General features: G+C 65.4%; 19 protein-coding genes. 10 read left to right on the top strand and 9 right to left on the bottom strand.

What is annotated here, in order from left to right:
• The first annotated feature begins 13 nt into the window (after window positions 1-13).
• Window positions 14-1021, top strand: a complete 1008-nt coding sequence (locus FF090_RS06960) for an inorganic phosphate transporter (RefSeq protein ID WP_138856040.1) — start codon at window positions 14-16, stop codon at window positions 1019-1021.
• Window positions 1022-1035: 14 nt separating this feature from the next.
• Here the strand turns inward: FF090_RS06960 and FF090_RS06955 are convergent, their stop codons facing one another.
• The 3 genes from FF090_RS06955 to lysA all read right to left on the bottom strand — a co-directional run bounded on the left by FF090_RS06955 (window position 1036) and on the right by lysA (window position 3965).
• A complete protein-coding gene (locus FF090_RS06955; protein ID WP_138856039.1) occupies window positions 1036-1797 on the bottom strand; it encodes a PEP-CTERM/exosortase system-associated acyltransferase in 762 nt (253 codons plus the stop codon).
• 110 nt (window positions 1798-1907) lie between these two features.
• Window positions 1908-2606, bottom strand: a complete 699-nt coding sequence (locus FF090_RS06950; protein WP_175423563.1) for a substrate-binding periplasmic protein — start codon at window positions 2604-2606, stop codon at window positions 1908-1910.
• Window positions 2607-2702: 96 nt separating this feature from the next.
• Window positions 2703-3965, bottom strand: coding sequence for a diaminopimelate decarboxylase (gene lysA / locus FF090_RS06945; RefSeq protein ID WP_138856037.1), 1263 nt, complete (start codon window positions 3963-3965; stop codon window positions 2703-2705).
• A gap of 80 nt (window positions 3966-4045) precedes the next feature.
• On the opposite strand from lysA, the gene FF090_RS06940 reads away from it, so the two are divergent.
• Together FF090_RS06940 and FF090_RS06935 are read left to right on the top strand one after the other, a co-directional pair.
• On the top strand, window positions 4046-4933 hold the full coding sequence (locus FF090_RS06940; protein ID WP_138856036.1) for a LysR family transcriptional regulator: 888 nt from the start codon (window positions 4046-4048) through the stop codon (window positions 4931-4933).
• A gap of 161 nt (window positions 4934-5094) precedes the next feature.
• On the top strand, window positions 5095-5847 hold the full coding sequence (locus FF090_RS06935) for a vWA domain-containing protein (RefSeq protein ID WP_138858316.1): 753 nt from the start codon (window positions 5095-5097) through the stop codon (window positions 5845-5847).
• Window positions 5848-5929: 82 nt separating this feature from the next.
• Here FF090_RS06935 and folE2 read toward each other — a convergent pair whose 3' ends face one another.
• The 4 genes from folE2 to FF090_RS06915 form a co-directional block, all read right to left on the bottom strand.
• A complete protein-coding gene (folE2, locus tag FF090_RS06930; RefSeq protein WP_138856035.1) occupies window positions 5930-6727 on the bottom strand; it encodes a GTP cyclohydrolase FolE2 in 798 nt (265 codons plus the stop codon).
• 79 nt (window positions 6728-6806) lie between these two features.
• Complete coding sequence (gene dxs / locus FF090_RS06925) at window positions 6807-8714, bottom strand: 1-deoxy-D-xylulose-5-phosphate synthase (protein ID WP_138856034.1); 1908 nt, start codon at window positions 8712-8714, stop codon at window positions 6807-6809.
• Window position 8715: 1 nt separating this feature from the next.
• Window positions 8716-9606 carry a polyprenyl synthetase family protein gene (locus FF090_RS06920; protein ID WP_138856033.1) on the bottom strand — a complete coding sequence of 297 codons (891 nt, stop codon included), beginning with the start codon at window positions 9604-9606 and terminating at the stop codon, window positions 8716-8718.
• A gap of 2 nt (window positions 9607-9608) precedes the next feature.
• Window positions 9609-9839, bottom strand: a complete 231-nt coding sequence (locus FF090_RS06915; protein ID WP_138856032.1) for an exodeoxyribonuclease VII small subunit — start codon at window positions 9837-9839, stop codon at window positions 9609-9611.
• A 289-nt stretch (window positions 9840-10128) separates the two neighbouring features.
• Here FF090_RS06915 and FF090_RS06910 point away from each other — a divergent pair, with 289 nt between their 5' ends.
• The 6 genes from FF090_RS06910 (at window position 10129) to FF090_RS06890 (ending at window position 15981) form a co-directional block, all read left to right on the top strand.
• Window positions 10129-11238 (top strand): aromatic ring-hydroxylating oxygenase subunit alpha, encoded by a 1110-nt coding sequence (locus FF090_RS06910; protein ID WP_138856031.1) that lies wholly within the window; start codon window positions 10129-10131, stop codon window positions 11236-11238.
• Window positions 11239-11285: 47 nt separating this feature from the next.
• Window positions 11286-12182 carry a DMT family transporter gene (locus tag FF090_RS06905; protein ID WP_138856030.1) on the top strand — a complete coding sequence of 299 codons (897 nt, stop codon included), beginning with the start codon at window positions 11286-11288 and terminating at the stop codon, window positions 12180-12182.
• Window positions 12175-13029 carry a sulfurtransferase gene (locus FF090_RS06900; protein ID WP_138856029.1) on the top strand — a complete coding sequence of 285 codons (855 nt, stop codon included), beginning with the start codon at window positions 12175-12177 and terminating at the stop codon, window positions 13027-13029. The genes FF090_RS06905 and FF090_RS06900 overlap by 8 nt, the downstream gene beginning before the upstream one ends.
• An 83-nt stretch (window positions 13030-13112) precedes the next feature.
• On the top strand, window positions 13113-13565 hold the full coding sequence (locus tag FF090_RS06895) for a universal stress protein (RefSeq protein WP_246071535.1): 453 nt from the start codon (window positions 13113-13115) through the stop codon (window positions 13563-13565).
• 62 nt (window positions 13566-13627) lie between these two features.
• A complete protein-coding gene (locus FF090_RS19155; protein WP_175423562.1) occupies window positions 13628-14875 on the top strand; it encodes a hypothetical protein in 1248 nt (415 codons plus the stop codon).
• Window positions 14872-15981 (top strand): transporter substrate-binding domain-containing protein, encoded by a 1110-nt coding sequence (locus FF090_RS06890; protein WP_175423561.1) that lies wholly within the window; start codon window positions 14872-14874, stop codon window positions 15979-15981. Before FF090_RS19155 ends, FF090_RS06890 begins: the two co-directional genes overlap by 4 nt.
• A 3-nt stretch (window positions 15982-15984) precedes the next feature.
• Here FF090_RS06890 and FF090_RS06885 read toward each other — a convergent pair whose 3' ends face one another.
• On the bottom strand, window positions 15985-16764 hold the full coding sequence (locus FF090_RS06885; protein ID WP_138856027.1) for a ZIP family metal transporter: 780 nt from the start codon (window positions 16762-16764) through the stop codon (window positions 15985-15987).
• 88 nt (window positions 16765-16852) lie between these two features.
• Here FF090_RS06885 and FF090_RS06880 point away from each other — a divergent pair, with 88 nt between their 5' ends.
• A complete protein-coding gene (locus FF090_RS06880; protein WP_138856026.1) occupies window positions 16853-18367 on the top strand; it encodes a Ppx/GppA phosphatase family protein in 1515 nt (504 codons plus the stop codon).
• Here FF090_RS06880 and ppk1 read toward each other — a convergent pair.
• The gene (gene ppk1, locus FF090_RS06875; RefSeq protein ID WP_138856025.1) at window positions 18355-20403 is read right to left on the bottom strand and encodes a polyphosphate kinase 1; all 2049 of its coding nucleotides are present in this window, start codon (window positions 20401-20403) and stop codon (window positions 18355-18357) included. The genes FF090_RS06880 and ppk1 overlap by 13 nt on opposite strands.
• Window positions 20404-20443: the final 40 nt, after the last annotated feature.

Raw genomic sequence — 20443 nt, 5'->3', positions numbered from 1 at the left:
CCCGAGAGTCGACATGGATACGCAATCCGCGCTCTATGTAGTGGTGATCCTGGTCGCCCTGGCCTTGGCGTTTGACTTCATGAATGGCTTCCACGATGCGGCGAACTCGATCGCCACCGTGGTGTCCACTGGGGTTCTGCGTCCGGGTCAGGCGGTGGCCTTCGCCGCTTTTTTCAACTTCATCGCCATCTTCATCTTCCAGCTGGGTGTGGCTGCCACCGTGGGCAAGGGCTTTGTGGAGTCCGGGGTGGTGGACACGCATGTGGTCTTCGGAGCCCTGGTGGGCGCCATCACCTGGAACTTCATCACCTGGTACTACGGCATCCCTTCCAGCAGCTCACACGCGCTGATGGGGGGCATCGTCGGCGCCACGGTGGCCAAGGCCGGCACCGATGCGCTGATCGCCAAGGGCATTCTGAAGACGGTCAGCTTCATCTTGGTCTCGCCCCTACTCGGCTTCACCCTGGGCTCGCTGATGATGGTGGCGGTAGCCTGGATCTTCCGGCGCAGCCGCCCCACCAAAGTGGACAAATGGTTCCGACGCCTGCAGCTGGTTTCGGCCGGTGCCTACAGCCTGGGCCATGGCGGCAATGACGCGCAGAAGACCATTGGCATCATCTGGATGCTGCTGCTGGCAACAGGCTATGCCTCAGCCGCCGACAAGGCGCCGCCGGGCTGGGTCATCATCAGCTGCTATGCGGCCATCGGCCTGGGTACGCTGTTCGGTGGCTGGCGCATCGTCAAGACCATGGGGCAACGCATCACCAAGCTCAAGCCGGTGGGCGGTTTCTGCGCCGAAACGGGCGGAGCGATGACGCTGTTCTTGGCCACCGCGCTGGGCATCCCGGTGTCCACCACGCACACGATCACCGGCGCCATCGTCGGGGTGGGCTCCACCCGCCGTGCCAGCGCCGTGCGCTGGGGAGTGGCCGGGGGCATCGTGTGGGCTTGGATCTTGACGATTCCGGCCTCGGCCTTTGTGGCCGCCCTGGCCTATTGGCTCAGTCTGCAAATCTTCTGAGCGCCGCTTGATCGCTATGCGCGCCGTTGCAGCCCATGTGCTGCGATGGCGCGCGCGACATCGGCCGCAATGACCTCATACAGCGGCCGCACCATCGGGCGCAGCCTGACCAAGGCGCGCGGCCCATAGAGCAAATACGGGGCGCGCTCGCCATGGTGCTCGATGGCTGCCCCCACACACTCGATGTCAAAGCCGATGCGCTCGAAATGCGCAGCCAGGCGCGGTTCGGTCAGCACAAAGTTGAAGTCGCACCCCAGCTGAATGGCCATGGCCGCCACACCCATATAAAGGCCTACCGGGATGAAGGGGAAGCGCATCTGCCCGCCCTGGGGCTGAAAGTCTTCATCCGCCAAGGCCACCGGGGAACCGGATTCGCCCTTGCGCTGGCGAAAGTTCCGCATCACAGCCAGCCGCGAAATCTCAGTGACTTGCGCGCGTGGCAACTGCGCGGGGTCGACTCGATCTCGATACAGAACCTCGGCGCAACTGCGCTCGAAGGGCAGCAAGTCATGCGGCTGCGAGCTGGAGGTCAGGATCAGCCGCGTACAACCGACAGGCTCGCCGCTGCCGCGCCGCCGCAGCAGGCAATGCAAGGCCTGGTCATCAAAGGCATCCCGTTCCTGGCCATCGTCGCGCAGCGGCTCCCAACCGAGATCCCGGCAATACACCTCATGCCGCACTCGAAACACCTCGGCTTTGGTGGCTGCATCGAAGGCCGGCACCAGTTCAAAGTACTCATTGAAGCTGGCACCCAAATCGCGGCGGTCGATGCTCATCGTGGCGATCTCCAAATTCACACAGTTCCACAGTGTGCGGCAGGATTGGGCGGCCCCGGCTGCTTAGCCAGCAGGGCCGCACCAGGCTCAGCGAACAAACCAGCCCGGCCCTAACGCGACGGCTTGACGGCCGGACCCAAGGACTGCCCAGCCATCCGGGCCATCGTGCCATCACGCTTCCAGACCCGCAGCACCTGACTCAGACGCTGCATCTGCGGCACGAATGGTGCCCGCTTCGGGCAGGCGATGTGCACGTCTTGCTCCGCCAATACGGCCAGGATGCGAGCCTCCATGCCCAATCGCTCCAGGGTGTGCTGGGCGGCATGCTGCAGGGCCAGCACCACATCGCTCTTGCCGGCCTGCAGACTCTGAAAGAGTTGGTCGTCGTAGGTGGACTCCAAGCGGTCGAGCCTTTCCACCTTTTCCTGCAGTTCCCCGTAGGCCCATCCACGCACCACCCCCACCCGCAGGCCCACAAGATCCTTCACTTCGCGCACTGGCGGCAACTCTCGGCCGGGCAGGCCCAGCACCAGAATCTGGTCCTTGAAAAACGGCTCTGAAAACGCCCAGCGAGAACGGCGGGCCGGGGTCGAATAAACCCCCACTGCGCAAGACAGGCCGTCGTCGACTTCACGCACCACCCGCACCCACGGCATCGCACGCAATTCAACCGCCACCCCGGCACGCCGCGCGGCCGCTTCCAACAGCAAGGGATAGAAGCCCACGGCCACGCCCTGTTGTTCTGACATGAAGGGCGGGTTGCCAGCGTCAAAGCGCAAAGGCAGGGGCTGCGCAGCTTCGACCGACAAGGTCAAAGCACTCAGTACTCCGATCATGATTCGCGTTGCGCCCATGGCCGAGTCTTGCACCGGGCCGCCCGCTACGCCACCCGGGATTGCCTGCGACTACAGCCCGGACTCCAGGGCCAGCAAGTCCTCGACCGCCTGCCGCCGCCGGATCAAGCGGCAATCAGCGCCATCGACCAAGACCTCCGCGGCCAAAGGTCGGGTGTTGTAGTTGCTCGACATCGCACTGCCATAGGCGCCGGTGCGTTCAATCTCAATCCAGTCGCCCACATCGGCCTGCGGCAGGGTTTGCGGTCTCAGTTCGCCCGCAGCATCCTGGGTGAAGACATCGCCGCTCTCGCACAGCGGACCCGCCACGATGACCTCTTGCGTAGGCCCCAACTCGCGCGGTGTGCGGGTGATCAGCCGCATAGCATGGTGGGCCCCGTACATCGCCGGCCGCACCAAGTCATTGAAGCCCGCGTCGATCAGCAAATAGCTCAAGTCGCCCTGTTGCTTGCGGACCCGTACCTCGGCCAACAAGCTGCCAGCTTCGGCGACCAAGAAGCGACCCGGCTCGATCTCGAGTGCTAGGCCGTGACCGAGTATCACTTCAGCCTGCTTGCGGGCCGCATCCCACAGACTGAAGTAGTGCGCGGTATCCACACTGGGGTCTTCGGGCCGATAGGGCACCGACAGCCCACCCCCGGCGGATAAAGCGTGCAAGTCCAAACCGGCCTGACGCACGGTCGTGACCGCATCCAGCATTGCGCGCGTGACCCGCGCCAGATGTTCATAGTCCACCCCAGAGCCGATGTGCATGTGCAAGCCCACCAGCCGCAGGCCCAGGGCGCGCAGCAAGTCCAGCGCCTGCGGCAATTGGCCATGCCAAATGCCGTGCTTGCTGCCCTCGCCGCCCGTGTTGGTCTTGCGGCTGTGACCGTGGCCAAAGCCTGGGTTGATGCGCAGCCACACTGCATGTCCCGGCGATCGTTCTCCCAGTTGCTGCAGCATGTCCAAGGAACCGCAGTTCACCACCAGCGCGCGCTCGCACACCAGGTCCAAGGTCTCGCGGTCCAACAAGTCCGCCGTGTAAACCAGTTCCGCTCCGACGGCCTCGGCCATGCTGCCCTGCGCTCCGCCCAACGAAAACCCCGCGTGCTGGGCCCGTAACACCTCGCCTCGGCTGACCGCGTCCACTTTGACTCCCAACCCGCATAACAAGCCCAGCACATGGGTGTTGGGATTGGCCTTCTGGGCAAAGCGAATGGTGTCAAAGCCTTGAAGCTGGGCCACGCGCGCGCGCACCACTTCGGCATCCATGACCCACAGAGGGGTTCCGTATTGGGTTGCCAGTTCCCTGGCAAGGTCTGAATTCAGCATGGTGTGAGCATGCAAGCCCAGCAACATGCCGTCAAATTACATTTCATTGGCCTTGCATTCATTTTGGATATACGAAGCACATGCCCATCAACCACCGACAGGTCGAAATTTTTCGCGCCATCATGGAGGCGGGCAGTCTGACGGCAGCTGCTCAGGCGCTACACAGTTCCCAACCCACCCTGAGTCGCGAACTTGCACGCATGGAGGAGCGACTCGGACTGCGCCTCTTCAACCGCGGCGCCGTCAAGCTCACGCCCACGGCCGCCGCGCTGCGCCTTTACGAAGGGGTTCAGGCTCACTATCGAGGGCTGCGCCACATCCAAGACCAGGCACTTGCGCTGGCGCGTCAGGAAGAGCAGGCCCTGGAAGTCCTGGCCTTGCCCGCCTTGGCGCACGCTCTATTGCCCCAAGCCCTGCAGCACTGCCCGCCAGCGCCACTCACCATCACGCCGGCCGAGAACCCCTGGTTGGATCAATGGATGAGTGAGCAGCGCTTTGATTTGGCGGTGGCCGAGTCACATCACGCCCCCAGCGGCTGCCATCTGGAGGTCGTGGCTGACTTGGACGAAGTGGTGGTGCTGCCTGCCGGCCATCCCTTGCTGGCTCAGCCCAGCCTGGACTTGGCGGATCTCGCCGGTCAACCCTTCATCAGCCTGGCCAGCAACGACCCTTATCGCCAGGGCATTGACCAAGCATTCGCGCACGCCGGCATCCAGCGCATTCAACGACTGCAAACGCACAGCGCTGTGGCGGTATGCGCGCTCGTACAGGCCGGTTTGGGACTTTCCATCGTCAATCCACTCACGGCCAGGGCTTGCGCCGGACCAGGACTGCATTGGCGACCGCTGCGGCACTCCATCCCTTTCACCGTCAGCCTCATCTTTCCGTCGCATCGACCTCAGCATCGGCTGCAGCCCATCCTCGCCGCAGCCCTGCGTAGCGCCTTGAGAGCGCACCAGAGTTGCTGAAGCCTCCCTAACCGCCCTTGTCTCATTGCGTCGGTGATGTTGACATTCGGCGACGATTCGCCTGACAAACAGGCGCTAAGTTATTGCCATTAATAAAGAATCAAACTCTGGCATGAACATCGCTAGATATGTAGGCGATCTTTAACCACTGGGAATTCATCATGAGAACCCTCAAGTCTTTTGCCGTTTCGACCCTCGCAGGCGCAGCCACTGCCGCCACTTTGCTGTTCTCCAGCGCCGCTGCGGCTGGCCCCACGCAGCTGGGCTTCATCCTGGATCGCTCGGGCAGCATCGGCTCGGGCAACTGGAGCATCATCGTTAACGGCCTGGCCAACGCCGTGAACACCCTGCTACCGGCCAACGGAACCTATGAAGTTTCCGTGGTGACCTTTGCATCCTCCGCCACGGCCAACATCCAGAACTTCCTGGTGACCGATGTGGCTTCGCGCACCGCGCTGGCGAACCAAATCGCCGGGCTGACCTTCTCGGGTGGCGGCACCAATTTCTCGGCGGCCTTTAGCACCATGAATACGGTGCTGGGCAACACCATCCAGAACGCCGACAAGTCCTACATTAACTTCGCCACCGACGGCATCAGCTCCACCGATGGCAAGCCGGCTCGCGACGCCGCGATTGCAATGGGCGTGGACAACATCAGCATTGAAGGCATCGGCGGAGGTGTCGACAAGACCTATCTGATGAACAACATCTGCTATCCCGGCCCCTGCGACGACACCTCGCCCTACAACTTCCCCAACCAGGGCTTCTACATCGGCGTTGCCGATGCCCAGGCCTATGCGGCTGCGATCGGCAACAAGCTGCGCACCGTGACCGGCCAGATCCCCGAACCTGCCACGCTGGCTCTGACCAGCTTGGCGCTGCTGGGCATCGGCGCCCTGCGTCGCAAGCAATAAGTCTGAAGTACCGAGCGGCAGCTTCGTCCGCTCGATCCAAGCCCGGCCAAGAGCCGGGCTTTTTTACGCCCGCAGCGCCGTATCAGCTGCGCTCAATACAGGCAAAGGCGCTGTGGTTGTGTATGGACTCGAAGTTCTCGACCTCTACCCGATAAGCCCCGACTGAGGCCTGCGAATTCAGGCGCAGCGCCACTTCGCGCACCAGATCCTCGACGAAGCGCGGGTTTTCGTAGGCGCGCTCTGTGACCCACTTTTCATCAGCACGCTTGAGCAGCGGCCACAACTCGCTGGAGGCCGACTCTTCGGCCACTCGCGCTTGTGCAGCAAAACTCCAGGGCTCCCGCAACTCGACCGCCATCGTGACAATGGAACGCTGGTTGTGCGCGCCGTAATCGCTGATTTCCTTTGAGCAGGGGCACAGCGATTTGACCGGCACAGCCAACTCTTGCCAAAGGCGGGTGCGCCCCGCCGCATCGGTCTCCACCACCCATCGCGCCTGGTGATCCAGCCTACTTTCAATGCCCGACACCGGTGCGCGCTTCTTGATGAAAAGCGCGAAACTGACCTCCGTGCGGCCGCTCACCGCACCCAACAGGGTCAGCATTTGCTGGTGCCGGTCTCGCAGGCTGCTGGCTTCCAGCACTTCGTCCGCCCCAGACTCCAGCCACGCCATGAAGCGCGACATGTGTGTGCCCTTCTTTTCGGCCGGCAGCGCCACATCCAGGGTCCATTCGCCCACCGACGCCTGCACCTGCGTACCGATACGCAGTTGCAGGGGAAAGCGCACCCGCTTCACACCCACCCGCTGAATGGCCAGGTGGCGCTCGTCGCGCTCACCCTGGGTGTCGGGGATGTGGCTGGCTTGGGCAGTCGGACTCATGGACAGTGGCGTTGCAGACAAGGTGCGCAGCTTCGCATGCGTCCAATGTCCTTGCGTAAAAGGGGCTAGAGGAGCGAACTCAATCGTTGACGGCGCGCAGCGCCGGCACACCCAGTCGCTGCCGGATGCTGCGCTCGATACCCGCCGCGTCCAGACCACACTGCGCCATCAGCCTGGCAGGTTCGCCATGCTCGACAAACACATCGGGCAGACCCAGTTGCAGCACCGGCACATTCAGGCCCACCGCTTGCAAATGCTCCAGCACCGCAGAGCCCGCCCCGCCCATCACGCAGCCATCCTCGACGGTGACCAGCAAGCCATGCTGGCGCGCCAAGCGTTCCACCAACTCCGTGTCGAGCGGCTTCACGAAACGCATGTTGGCGACGCTGGCGTCCAATGCCTCCGCAGCCTGGAGCGCCGGATACAGCAAGGTGCCGAATGCCAGGATGGCCACGCCCTTGCCATCCTTGTTGCCCTCTCGCCGCATCTCACCCTTGCCCCAAGGCAAGGTCTCCAGCGCCTTGCCGGCATCCACTCCGGTGCCCGCGCCACGCGGATAGCGCACGGTCACCGGCCCCTTGAACTGATAGCCCGTACTCAGCAGCTGTCGGCACTCCAATTCATCGGCCGGGGTCAATACGGCCATCTTCGGAATGCAACGGGTGAAAGCGATGTCGTAATTGCCCGCGTGGGTGGCGCCATCGGCGCCAACCAAGCCCGCGCGGTCCAGCGCAAACAGTACGTCCAGGTCCTGCAGCGCCACATCGTGGATCATTTGATCGTAGGCGCGTTGCAAGAAGGTGGAATAGATTGCCACCACGGGCTTGAGACCTTCGCAGGCCAGTCCGGCGGCAAAGGTCACCGCATGCTGCTCAGCAATGCCTACATCAAAGTAACGCGTCGGGAAGCGTTTGTGGTATTCCACCATGCCCGAGCCCTCGCGCATCGCGGGGGTGATGGCCACCAGCTTCTGGTCCGCCTCGGCTTGATCACACAGCCACTCGCCAAACACCTGCATGAAGGCCTTCTTGGGCGGCACGCTCGGTTTGACAAAGCCAATGGCGGGATCAAACTTCCCGGAGGCCGCGTGGTACTTGACCGGATCCGCTTCGGCCAATTTGTAGCCCTGCCCCTTTTTGGTCACCACGTGCAGGAACTGCGGCCCCTTCTTGTCGCGCAGGTTCTCCAGGGTCGGAATCAAGGCGTCCAGATCGTGGCCGTCGATCGGCCCGACATAGTTGAAGCCGAATTCTTCGAAGATGGTGCCGGGCACGAACATGCCCTTGGTGTGCTCTTCAAAGCGTCGCGCGAATTCATACAGCGGCGTGTTTTTCAACACCGACTTGGCACCCTCGCGCGCCGCAGCGTAGAAGCTACCGCTCATCAAACGGGTGAAGTACTTGTTCAGCGCCCCAACCGGCGGGCTGATCGACATGTCGTTGTCGTTCAGGATCACCAGGACATCACCCAGCAGGCCGCCATGCGGCACGCCAGCGTTGTTCAGCGCCTCGAAGGCCATGCCGGCCGTCATCGCGCCGTCGCCAATCACCGCAATGGCGCGGCGCTCTTCGCCCTTGAGCTTGGCCGCCATCGCAAAACCATGGGCGGCCGAGATGCTGGTGCTGCTGTGTGCGGTGCCGAAGGTGTCGTACTCGCTCTCATCGCGGCGCGGAAAACCCGAAAGTCCCCCTTGCTGACGCAAGGTATCCATGCGATCACGCCGGCCGGTCAGGATCTTGTGCGCATAGGTCTGATGACCCACATCCCAGACGATGCGGTCGCGCGGCGTATCAAAGACCGCGTGCAAGGCAATGGTCAGCTCGACGGTGCCCAGATTGCTGGAAAAGTGGCCGCCGGTCTTCGAAACCGAGTCAACCACGTATTGGCGCAGCTCAGTGGCCAGCCGGTGCAACTCGGCCCGACTCAGTCGCTTCAGATCGGCAGGACTGTCGATCTTGGAGAGCAGGGACGCACTTGAAGCATTCATTTCAGTACTCACGGGCAACCACTTTGAAGGCCAACTCACGCAGGCGCTGATCGGCCAACCCTTTCACACCATCGAGCGCCGCGAGGGCCTCGTCACGCAGTTTGGCGGCGTAGCGACGCGAAGCCTCCAGGCCCAGCACGCTCACATAAGTGGGCTTGTTGGCCTGGCTGTCCTTGCCAGCGGTTTTTCCCAAGGTGGCCGAGTCCTGGGTCACATCCAGAATGTCATCCACCACTTGGAAGGCCAAGCCGATGTCCGCACCATAGGTCAGCAAAGCCTGGTGTGCGGCGGCCGATGGCGCACCACATGCGGCCCCCATCATCACGCTGGCCTGCAGCAACAACCCAGTCTTGCGCCGATGCATATCGCGCAGCTGCTCTTCGTTCAAAGCCTGCCCAACGGCCGCCAAATCGATGGCCTGCCCGCCCGCCATGCCGGCATGGCCCGAGGCCCGCGCCAACAGCCGGCACAAATTGGCCTGCAAGGCTGGATCAATGGACTCATCGTCTGTCAGCACCTCAAAAGCAAGCGCCTGCATGGCATCGCCGGCCAACATGGCCTGTGCCTCGCCATAGGCCACATGAACGGTGGGCTTGCCGCGACGCAACACATCGTCGTCCATGCAGGGCATGTCGTCGTGCACCAGGGAATAGGCGTGGATCAATTCCACCGCCACAGCGGCCCTATCGGCCGCTGCCTCATTGCCGCCCACTGCCGCGCAGGCCGCACGCACCAGCAGGGGCCGCAAGCGCTTGCCACCGCCCAGCACCGCATAGCGCATGGCCTCACCCAAACCCGCCGGCGCCGAGGCCGGCACCCAAGCGTCGAGCAAGCCCTCAAAGCGCGTCAGCGCGAACTCTGACCAGGCATCAAACGATTCACCCTGCAACATTCTTATGTGTCCTCCCAGGCCTTGAGTGCCCCATCGTCCAGCACCTTGACCTGCTGCTCGACCGCCTGCAGGCGCTCTCGGCAAAAACCCAGCAGCTCTGCGCCACGCTGATAGCCCGCCAACAGCTGCTCCAACGGCAACGCCCCGCCCTCCATGGCGCCCACGAGTTGCTCCAACTCGGCAAGTGCCGCGTCGAAGCTGGCTGGTGGAGCGGCTTTGGCGCTTTTGGGCATAACGGGGGTGCGCCTGGATAAAAAACCGGGTGCGCAGCTGCAAAAAAGGGCGCGATTGTAGGTCGGCACCCCCTTCGAACCGACACATCCCCTTGGTTTGGGCGGGATTGCGCAGACTCAACTCTTGTGCAATGCCACCGCCCCATCTCGGCGCCCCTGGGTAGAATCCGCCCCCTTCCCAGCTGCGCCCGGCGCATTCCTGGGTCCCGCAAGCCCGGCCCTGCCGGGCTTTTTGACGTTTCGCCGGAGCAAGCCGACGAAACGGGTGTCTTGGAGGAACTCTTGGGTCATGTCCGATCTGAGTCTTGCCATCGGGGCGCTTGAACGCAGCTGTGGCACGCAGCTCCCCGTTTCTGCCTATTTCGATCCTGCGCTCTACGAGCGCGAGCAGGAGCGCATCATCCGACCTGGCCCCCGCTATGTGGGTCACCAGCTCGCGGTGCCCGAAGTCGGCGACTTCCTGACCCTGGCCCACGAGGGCGAGGGGCGCGCGCTCGTCCGTGGGCACGATGGCATCCAGCTGGTCTCAAACGTCTGCCGCCACCGCCAGGCCGTGATGCTCAAAGGACGCGGCAACACGGGCGCCAACATCGTCTGCCCCCTGCATCGCTGGACCTATGGACTCAAGGGCGACCTGATCGGCGCTCCTCATTTTGAGCAAGACCCCTGCCTGAACCTGAACCGCTGGAATCTGCGCCAGTGGAACGGACTGCTGTTTGAGGACAACGGGCGCGACATCGCGGCCGACATGGCCGGGCTGCAGGTGCTGAAGGATCTGGACTTCAGCGGCTATGTGCTGGACAAGGTGCAGATCCACGACTGCAACTACAACTGGAAGACCTTCATCGAGGTCTATCTGGAGGACTACCACGTCGGCCCCTTCCACCCGGGGCTGGGACAGTTCGTCACCTGTGACGACCTGGCTTGGCAGTGGGGCCAGGAGTTCTCGGTGCAGACCGTCGGCGTCAAGGGTGCGCTGGACAAGCCAGGCTCCAAGGTCTATCGCCGCTGGCACGACGCCCTGATGGCTTACCGCAAGGGCGAGCCCCCCAAGCAGGGCGCCGTCTGGCTGACCTACTACCCCACCCTGATGGTGGAGTGGTATCCGCATGTGCTGGTGGTCTCGCACCTGATCCCCAAGGGGCCGCAGAAGACCACCAATGTGGTGGAGTTCTATTACCCGGAAGAAATCGCCGCTTTCGAACGCGAGTTCATCGAAGCCCAGCAGGCCGCATATATGGAAACCTGCGTCGAAGACGACGAGATCGGCGAGCGCATGGATGCCGGCCGCCTGGCCCTGATGGAACGCGGGGACAACGAGGTGGGGCCGTACCAGAGCCCGATGGAGGATGGCATGAAGCACTTCCATGCTTGGTACCGCGAAAAAATGAAACTCTGAGTTCGAGCTTTGAACCATCACGCCCGGTCAGCCGGGCGTTTTTCTTGATGCCTGCCTCTCTGCTGATGCTCACCGCGACCCTGCTCTTCGCAGCCATGGGTCTGTTCGTCAAGCTCGCCAGTGCCCACTACAGCGCGGCGCAGATCGTCACCGTGCGAGGTCTGATCGGCGTCTTGGCACTGCTGGCGTTGGCGCGGTGGCGCGGCATCCCCTTGCGCACCTCGGTGCCCTGGATGCACGCTTGGCGCGGCATCGTCGGCGTCACCGCCCTGTGCCTGTGGTTCTGGGCCATCGGCGGCCTGCCACTCGCCACCGCCATCACCCTGAATCAGATGAGCTCGGTGTGGATGGCCCTATTCCTGCTCGGTGGCGCCGTTTTGCTCGGGCAACAGCGCCTGGACCCGCGCCTAATCGCTGCCGTACTGGTCGGATTTGTCGGTGTGGCCCTGGTCTTGCAGCCCACCTTCGAGCGCGACCAGCTGCCCTGGGGCTTGGCCGGCCTGGGCTCGGGCCTGCTCGCCGCCTTGGCCTACTTGCAGGTGGCTGCTCTAGGGCGCGCAGGTGAGCCCGAGGTGCGCGTGGTGTTCTACCTGAGCCTCACCAGCGTGCTGGCCGGCGCCCTGCTCTCCTTCTGGCTGCCGGCCGTGGTGGCACCACCCCAAAGCCCCTGGGGCCCGCTTTGGTTACTGGCCGTGGGCCTGAGCGCTACCGTGGCCCAGGTGATGATGACGGCCGCCTACGCCAAGGGACGACTGCTGGTCAATGCCACCCTTAACTACGCCGGCATCGTCTTTGCTGCCCTGCTGGGCTGGTGGGTGTTTGATGAGGCCCTGGGCTGGATCGCAGTCTCGGGCATCGCTCTGATCATCAGCGCCGGCCTCAGCGCCACCTTGCTGCGCAGTCGCCAAGCCCCTTCTTTGCCAACGGACACCGCCCATGAATGAGCACCTGATCGACGCCACCAGCCTGCAACGCGAACTGGCCGGCCCGCAACCGCCGCTGCTCTTCGACCTGCGCTTCGAGCTCAGCGACCCGCAGGCCGGTGCGCGCGCCTACGCCCAGGGCCATCTGCCCGGAGCGCATTACCTGCACCTGGACGCCGATCTCAGCGCCCCGCTGCACGGCGAAACGGGGCGCTTTCGCGGTCGCCATCCCTTGCCGGAGCGCGAGGTCTTTGCACAACGACTGGCCCAACGCGGTTGGGCGCCGGGCAGGGCGGTGGTGGCCTATGACGCGCAGGGCGGCATGTATGCCGCTCGCCTGTGGTGGATGTTGCGCTGGCTGGGTGAGCACGACGTCCGACTGCTCGATGGCGGCTTGTCCGCCTGGAGTGCGGCCGGACTGACGCTCAGCACCGCCATCCCACCGCTTGAGCCGGCGCCGACTCCCCAGGCATTGGGCGCAGAGCTGCCAACCCTTAGCGCGGCGCAAGTGGCCGCCCAACTCGGTCGAATCTTGATCGTGGATGCGCGCGGGCCCGAGCGCTTCCGTGGCGAGGTGGAGCCCCTGGACACCCAGGCCGGCCACATCCCGGGTGCATTGAACCGCCCCTTTGCGCTCAATCTGCAAGCCGATGGCCGCTTCAAACCCGCAGAGCAGTTGCGCCAGGAATGGCAAACCCTCCTGGGCAAGCAGCGGGGCGACGCCGTGGTGCACCAATGCGGCTCAGGCGTCACCGCCTGCCACAACCTCTTTGCCGTGGAATTGGCCGGGTTGGGGCTGGGTAGCCTGTACCCGGGCTCTTGGAGCGAATGGTCGGCAGACCCGCGCCGCCCCGTCGCCAAAGGCTGAAGCGAACCCCTGGCCGGCCAGCACCGGCAAGGGTTGACATGGAGCAATGCGGAGCCGCCTGGATACCGGCAGACTGCGCCGCCATGCCACCGGGAGCCTTCATGTACCAGCGCATCCTCATCGCCACCGACGGGTCCGAAATCACTGCCAAAGCAGCCGAGCAGGCCGTGGCCTTGGCTCAAAAATTGGGGGCCCAGATGTTTGCCGTCACCGTGACGGAGCCCTACCCCTACAGCCCACTGGCCGAGACCCAGCCCATCAGCCCGCAGGAGCATCTGGACACCGAATTGCGCGTGGCCAACACGCGGCTGCTTGATGTGCAGCGCCTGGCTCAGGCGGCCGGGGTGCATTGCGAGGGCAGCAGCGTCGAGGGCAATCTGCCTTGGCAAGCCATCGTCGACCATGCCCAACGCGTCAAGGCCGACCTCATCGTGATGGCCAGCCATGGTCGGCGCGGCGTCAGCGCCCTGATCCTGGGCAGCGAGACCCAGAAGGTGCTGACCCACAGCAAGATTCCTGTGCTGGTGGTGCGCTGAAGCCCTTACTGGCTTAGAGTCCTCCCCAACCCGCCCATCGTGCGGGATCAGGGGGAGACAGCATGCCGCGCAGGCTGGGCATCGCTGGACTGCTGGCACTCGGCATGGGCGCCAGCGCAGCGCAGGAAATCCAGTGGGAAGGCTATGGCACGGTGGCCGCACACCGCGGCGACGACGCCGTGGCCGGTGTGCGCGCCGATGGCCGCAACCGCCACTTCAGTCGCGATGGCGACTGGGTGTTCGATGGCGACAGCCTGCTGGCCGTTCAGGCACAGGCCAGTCATCCCCGGCTGGGCAAGCTGGTCTGGCAAGCCCTGGCGCGGGATGACGTGCGCCATGGAGCCCGGCCGCGCACCGAATGGTTGTACTGGAGCCAGGAGACCGAGTCCGGCTGGCAGTGGCGCCTGGGCCGCACCGCACTGCCGGTGTTCCTGCACTCCGAGACCCGCCACCTGGGCTACGCGCAAACCAGCGCGCGGCCGGCCAATGTGGTCTACCAGATCAATCCCTTCACTCATGTGGACGGGGTGCAGATCAACCACCATCACGCCTTCGGCCCTGGCGAGCTCAAGACCGAGTTGTATTGGGGCAACGCCAAGCTGGGCGTTCCCGCAGGCCAAGTCAAAGCCGAACAACTAAGCGGCCTGGCCTTGCGCTGGGATCAAGGGCCTTGGAGCCTGCGCTATGGCCATCACAGTCTGGTGTTCGACACCGCCGTCCCGGCCATCGAGCGATTGCTGAACGAGCTCTCCAGCGGCCGCACGGGCTGCAGCAACTGCGCCAGCGTGCTGGCCCGGCGGGTGCCTACCCGCGGCATCCACAGCCGCATCCACAGCCTGGCCCTGCAATACGACGACGGCCCCTGGCTGCTGAGCCTGGAGGCCACCGCGCGTGAGGCCAACAGCACCTTGGCAGCCCGCGCCCAAGCCTGGTATGTGCTGGCGGCGCACCGGATGGGCGACTGGACGCCCTATGCGGTAGTGGGCGAAATGCGCTTTCGCGAGCCCCCCTTGGGCTTGCAGACCTTGCCTCAGGCCGGCCCTGCGGCCGCCGCCGTTCACGCTCGCATCGACCGCTATCTGCAAACGCCGAATGACCGCCGGATCTGGCAGCTGGGCCTGCGCTGGGACTTCCGCGAACGCATGGCGCTCAAGCTTCAGATCGAGGGCTACCGCAGCACGGCCGAAGCCGGCCTGGGGCAAAGCAACTTCCTGGAAGTGCCCTCGCCGCCGCCGATCGGCAGCTACCGCGGACCGGTGTGGGATGGCCGTGTGCGCCAGCTCAGCGTCAACCTGGACTTCCTGTTTTGACCGCCCGTCACCGCCTGCGCCTCACCACGGGACTGACCGGCCTGATCGGCTTGGCCAGCCTGCTGGCCGCGCCGCAGGCCGGCGCCGAGGAGGCCGCGCTGCGCGTGGCGCTGTCGCAGTCCTGGGGCCCGCCCTTTGCCCAAGTCCAAGAGTCCCAAGTCAAGGGCGGTTTCAATGTCGAACTGGCGCTGCGACTGGGGCAGTTGCTCAAGCGGCGCGTCCAGTTCGTGCCGCTGCCGCGGGCCCGCTTGGATGCCGGCGCGGTGGCGGGGGAGTACGACCTGCGCTGCCACGCCAGCCCCGACTGGGTGCGCCAGCCCGAGGCCTATGTCTGGAGCGCGAAGCTCTTTGTGCTGCCCGAGGTGTTGGTGGGGCAGAGCCAGTCGCCCCCCCTGCGACGCTTGCAGGACTTGGGCAGCCAAGACTCGGTGGGGGCGGCCCTGCACTTCAGCTACCCGCAGTTGGAGGCCCTGCCCAATGGCTGGCGTCGCGACGACGCGCTCAGCCCGGATCGCGCGTTGCGCAAACTGGCCCTGGGCCGCACCCGCTACGCCGTGGCCACGCTGTTCGAGGTCACGGCCTTTGAACGCGAGGCAGCAGCGCCCGGCCTGAGCGAATGGCGCCTGCCAATCGGCCATGCGCCCTACCACTGCGCGGTGCCCAAGGCAGGCAAAGTGGCCGCCGCCGACGTGCTCGGGGCGCTGCGCCGGCTTGTCGAGCAGGGCGAGATCGAGGCCCTGATGCGCGCACAGAACATGGCCACCGTGGCCCTGGTGGTGGGCCCGGGCAGCCCATGGACCCAACTCAGCCGCGCCCAGATGGAAGCGCTTTATCTCGGCCGCCTCAGCAGCCTGGACGAGGGCGGCAGCCCACAGCTCCTGTCCCTGGGTGGCGACACCCTGCAGGCCTTTGCCAGCGAGCTGATGCAGCGCAGCGCCGCTCAGCTGCGCGCCGAATGGTCGCGCGCCGGCTTCAGCGGCAAGGGGCGGCGGCCGCAAGTGCTGGACTCCGCCGCCGCCCTGAAACAGCGCCTGCGTCAGCAGCCGCTGGCCATCGGCTATCTGCCGCTGGACGAGGTGGACGCCGATCTGCGCGTGCTGCAGTAGGGCTTAGTGCGCGTGGCCGCGCTCTAGCAGCAACAGGCCCACGACCCCCAGCCCCACCACCAGCCAGACGATTTGCATCAAGGTGGCGCGCCAGGGCAGCCGGCGCTGCAACTGCGGAATCAGGTCGGCCACCGCCACATAGATGAAGCTGGAGGCCGCCACCACCATCAGGTAGGGCAGCAGCTCCTGGAAGGGCTGGATCAGGAAATAGCCCAGCACCCCGCCCGCCACCGCCGCCAGGCCCGAGAGCGCGTTGTAGGCCAAGGCACGCGCGCGGCTGAAGCCGGCATTCAGCAGCACCAGATAGTCACCCACCTCCTGAGGGATCTCGTGCGCCACGATGGCGATGGCGGTCATCCAACCGAGCTGGGTGTCGGCCAGGAAGGCCACCGCAATCAGGGCGCCATCACAGAAGTTATGGATGCTGTCGCCCACCAACACCGACAGCCCGCCGCGCCCGGCCTGCTCCTGGTCAAAGTGGTGATGGTGGTCGTGGCCGTCGCCCTCGTGATGATGGCTGTGGCGGTAGAGCTCCACCTTCTCCAGGAAGAAGAAAAACAGCAGGCCGCCCAGCAGGGTCAGAAACAGAGGCTGCGGATGGCTCTGGCCCTCAAACGCCTCGGGCAGCACCGACAGCAGGGCCGTGCCCAGCAGCACGCCGGTGGACAGGCTGACCAGTTGCGGCACCAGTCGCGACAGCAAACTCACCGTCAGCCCCGCCGCAATCGTCACGGACAGCAGGCCGCCGGCCAGGGTGGCCAGCACGATGTAGGCAAGGGTCATGGACGCGCGAGGGAAGGCAAAAGGGGCGCGATTGTCGCAGCGCAGCCAGGGTGAACCGCTGTCACAAAAGCCGCACAGAATGCGCGCCATGCTCAATCCCACCCGCTGGGGGCCCGATGCGCTGGCCGCCATAGACCTCGGTTCCAACAGCTTTCGCCTCGAGGTCGCACGCCTGCGCTCGGGGGATTACAAGACCCTGGCCTACTGGAAGGAACCCATCCGCCTGGGCGCGGGTCTGGACGCCAACCAGGATCTGACCGAGGCGGCCATGGCCCGGGCCCTGGAGTGCCTGCGGCGCTTCGGCGCCGAGCTGAGGGGCTTCGCACCCGAGCGCCTGCGCGCCGTGAGCACCCAAACCCTGCGCGAAGCGCGCAACCGCGATGCCTTTCTGGTGCGCGCCCAGGAGGCGCTGGGCTTCCCCATCGAAGTGATCTCGGGCCGCGAGGAGGCCCGGCTGATCTATGCCGGTGTGGCCCGCCTGCACGAATCTCAGCGCCCCCGATTGGTGATCGACATCGGCGGGCGCAGCACCGAGATCATCCTCGGCCAGGGGCACCAGGCCTTGAAGGTCGAGTCCTTCCAGATCGGCAGCGTCGGCCTCTCGGTGCGCTTTTTTGCCGATGGGCGCTTGACGGCCGAAGCATTCCGCGCGGCCCAGATCGCCGCGGCGGCTGAACTGGAAGAGGCGGTGCAACTGTTTGCCCGCCCCCATTGCCAACCGGCCTGGCTGGAGGTTCTGGGCAGCTCGGGCACCGTGGGCGCGGTGTCGCAAATCTTGGAGGAGTCCGGTCAGACCGACGGCCGCATCACGCAGGACGGCCTGCGCTGGTGCATCCAGGCCTGCATCCAAGCCGGCCAAGTGGCCACCCTCAAATTGCCGGGCTTGCGCGAGGAACGCCGCAATGTCGTCGCCGGCGGCCTGGCCATCCTTTACACGCTGATGGTGATGTTCGACATCGACGCCATCGAGCCGGCCCGCGGTGCCCTGCGCCAGGGCCTGGTGTTCGACATGGCCGAGCGCCTGCGCGTCCATCCGCAGGGCCTGGGCGATGACCCGCGTGCCGGTGCCGTGCTGGACGTGCAGCGCCGCTTCGGCGTCGACACCGCCCAAGCCCTGCGGGTGCGCGAGCTGGCCCGGCATCTGCACCAGACCCTGGCGCCGCGCGCGGCGCGCGAGCAGCGCCTGGAGCTGGGCTGGACCGCCGATCTGCACGAGATCGGCCAGCAGGTCTCGCACCACGACCACCACCGCCACAGCCACTACCTGATCAGCCATCTGGATCTGGCCGGCTTCTCTCAAAACCAGCTGCGCCGCATGGGCCTGCTGGTCCTGGGCCAGCGCGGCGGGCTGCGCAAGCTGGAGGCGGAGCTGCGCGAGGACAGCCTGCTGTGGCAAGTGCTGGCATTGCGCCTGGCCCTGCTGTGCTGCCATGGCCGCGAAACGCCCGTGCGCCCGCCGCTGAAGCTGAAGCGCCGTGAGCGTGAAATCACGCTGACGCTGGACCCCGCCTGGGTGCGCGCCCACCCGCAGACCGAGTACCTGCTGCAGCAGGAATTGCTGCAGTGGAACAAGAGCGGCTTGCTGCAGCTTCAGTCTGCTTGATAGCGCTCCACCAAGGCCTGCTGCGCGCTGAGGCCGGACTCGGCCACCCGCTGGTAGCTGCCATCTGAGCGCAGCCGCCACGCATCGCGCTCGTCCTTGAGGTAGGGCGTGAAGGCCTCGTCAATGACCCGTTGGCGCAGCTTGGCATCGCGCACCGGCCAGGCCAGCTCGATGCGCCCCTGCATATTGCGGCTCATCCAGTCAGCACTGCTCAAGTACAGCGCCTCCGCGTCGTCGGCCTCGCCCCAGCGGAAATAGATCACCCGGGTGTGTTCCAGAAAGCGCCCGACCACCGAGCGCACGCGGATGTTCTCGGTCAGGCCGACCAGACCGGGCGGCAGGCGGCAGGCGCCACGCACCACCAAGTCCACCTGGGCCCCGGCCTGGGAAGCGGCCACCAGGGCGTCGATCAGCCCCAAGTCCGTCAGCGCATTGGTCTTCACCACCACCCGCGCAGGCTGCCCTTGCAGCGCGGCCTGCCGCACTTGCTCCAGGTGCGCGCACCAGCGAGCGTGCATCTCAAAAGGCGCCAGCACCAGCTCTTTCAGGGGCTGCGGCAGCGCGCTGCTGGCCAGCAGGCCGAACACCGCGTCGGCATCGGCGCCCAGGGCCGGGTCGGCGCTCAAGAGGCCCAGATCGGTATAGAAACGCGCGGTACGCGGGTTGTAGTTGCCGGTGGACAGGTGCACATAGCGCCGCAGGCGTCGTCCTTCGCGGCGTGTCACCAGCAAAAGCTTGGCGTGGGTCTTCAAGCCCACCACGCCATAAACCACCTGGGCGCCCGCCGCCTCCAGGCGCTCGGCCCAGTTGACGTTGGCCTCCTCGTCAAAGCGCGCCTTGAGCTCGACCACCACCAGCACTTCCTTGCCGCGCCGCGCGCCCTCGACCAGCAGGTCCATCAGCACCGAATCCGCACCCGTGCGATAGACGGTCTGCTTGATGGCCAGCACCTCAGGGTCGTGCACGGCATTGCGCAGGAACTGGACCACCGGCTCAAAGCTTTCGAAGGGATGGTGCAGCAGCACATCGCCGCGCTGCAGGCGTTCAAACATCGGCTTCTGGCGCGGCAGCCGGCCCTGGGGCCACACCGGCTCGTGCGGCTCAAAGCGCAGGTCCGGCGCCTGGGTCTGGTCGATCAGTTCATTCAGCCGCACCAGATTGACCGGCCCGTGCACCCGGTAGAGCGCAGCCGCCGGCAACTCGAACTGGCGCAGCAGCAGCTCGGAGAGATCCTGCGGGCAGCTGCGCACCACCTCCAGGCGCACGGCGCGACCGAAGTGGCGGGTGGTCAGGCGCGAGCGCACCGCATGGCGCAGATTGACCACCTCTTCTTCGTCGTCGACCTCCAGGTCCGAGTCCCGCGTGACGCGGAACTGCGAAAAGGACACCACCTCGCGCCCGGGGAACAAGGCGTCCAGGTGGGCGCGAATCACGCTGGAGAGCAGCACGAAGCACTGCTCGCCCGGCGCCACCGAAGGCGGCAGCTTGATCACGCGCGGCAGCACACGCGGTACCTTGACGATGGCGATGGGGTTCTCACGCCCCAGCGCATCGGCGCCGGACAGGCGCACGATGAAGTGCAGGGCTTTGTTGGCCACCTGCGGGAAGGGATGCGCCGGGTCCAGGCTCAGAGGCACCAGCAAGGGCTTGACCTCCCGCGCAAAAAAGCGCGCCACCCAGGCCCGCTGGCGCGCATTGCGGTCCGCATGGTTGCGAATGCCGATACCGCGATCGCGCAGCGCCGGCATCAGCTGCTCATTGAAGATGCCGTACTGCGCATCGATCAGCTCGTGCGCCAACAAGGCCACCCGCTCCACATCGGCCTCGCTGGCGCTGCGGCTCTCGTCGCGCATGGCGTCCAACAGGTCCGCAAAGCGCACCTCGAAGAACTCGTCCAAATTGCTGGAGACGATGCACAAATAGCGCAGCCGCTCCAGCAAAGGCACATCCGCACGCGAGGCCTGGGCCAGCACACGGCGCTGGAATTCGAGGATGGCCTGCTCGCGATCGAGCAAAGGCAAGGCAGATCGGGTCATGCGCGCGATTCTGCGGCGGCGCCGTGACGGTTCGGTGACA

The sequence above is a fragment of the Inhella inkyongensis genome (assembly GCF_005952805.1).
GTDB classification, from domain to species: Bacteria; Pseudomonadota; Gammaproteobacteria; order Burkholderiales; family Burkholderiaceae_C; genus Inhella; species Inhella inkyongensis.
Note: the sequence above shows the minus strand (reverse complement) of the source record. Positions and strands in the feature narration are given on the sequence as shown.

Excerpts from the sequence above, each read along its gene's own strand:
- FF090_RS06960 (WP_138856040.1), top strand. The coding sequence starts at position 14 with ATGGATACGCAATCCGCGCTCTATGTAGTGGTGATCCTGGTCGCCCTG.
- FF090_RS06955 (WP_138856039.1), bottom strand. The coding sequence starts at position 1,797 with ATGAGCATCGACCGCCGCGATTTGGGTGCCAGCTTCAATGAGTACTTT.
- lysA (WP_138856037.1), bottom strand. The coding sequence starts at position 3,965 with ATGCTGAATTCAGACCTTGCCAGGGAACTGGCAACCCAATACGGAACC.
- FF090_RS06940 (WP_138856036.1), top strand. The coding sequence starts at position 4,046 with ATGCCCATCAACCACCGACAGGTCGAAATTTTTCGCGCCATCATGGAG.
- FF090_RS06935 (WP_138858316.1), top strand. The coding sequence starts at position 5,095 with ATGAGAACCCTCAAGTCTTTTGCCGTTTCGACCCTCGCAGGCGCAGCC.
- folE2 (WP_138856035.1), bottom strand. The coding sequence starts at position 6,727 with ATGAGTCCGACTGCCCAAGCCAGCCACATCCCCGACACCCAGGGTGAG.
- dxs (WP_138856034.1), bottom strand. The coding sequence starts at position 8,714 with ATGAATGCTTCAAGTGCGTCCCTGCTCTCCAAGATCGACAGTCCTGCC.
- FF090_RS06920 (WP_138856033.1), bottom strand. The coding sequence starts at position 9,606 with ATGTTGCAGGGTGAATCGTTTGATGCCTGGTCAGAGTTCGCGCTGACG.
- FF090_RS06915 (WP_138856032.1), bottom strand. The coding sequence starts at position 9,839 with ATGCCCAAAAGCGCCAAAGCCGCTCCACCAGCCAGCTTCGACGCGGCA.
- FF090_RS06910 (WP_138856031.1), top strand. The coding sequence starts at position 10,129 with ATGTCCGATCTGAGTCTTGCCATCGGGGCGCTTGAACGCAGCTGTGGC.
- FF090_RS06905 (WP_138856030.1), top strand. The coding sequence starts at position 11,286 with ATGCCTGCCTCTCTGCTGATGCTCACCGCGACCCTGCTCTTCGCAGCC.
- FF090_RS06900 (WP_138856029.1), top strand. The coding sequence starts at position 12,175 with ATGAATGAGCACCTGATCGACGCCACCAGCCTGCAACGCGAACTGGCC.
- FF090_RS06895 (WP_246071535.1), top strand. The coding sequence starts at position 13,113 with ATGCCACCGGGAGCCTTCATGTACCAGCGCATCCTCATCGCCACCGAC.
- FF090_RS19155 (WP_175423562.1), top strand. The coding sequence starts at position 13,628 with ATGCCGCGCAGGCTGGGCATCGCTGGACTGCTGGCACTCGGCATGGGC.
- FF090_RS06885 (WP_138856027.1), bottom strand. The coding sequence starts at position 16,764 with ATGACCCTTGCCTACATCGTGCTGGCCACCCTGGCCGGCGGCCTGCTG.
- FF090_RS06880 (WP_138856026.1), top strand. The coding sequence starts at position 16,853 with ATGCTCAATCCCACCCGCTGGGGGCCCGATGCGCTGGCCGCCATAGAC.
- ppk1 (WP_138856025.1), bottom strand. The coding sequence starts at position 20,403 with ATGACCCGATCTGCCTTGCCTTTGCTCGATCGCGAGCAGGCCATCCTC.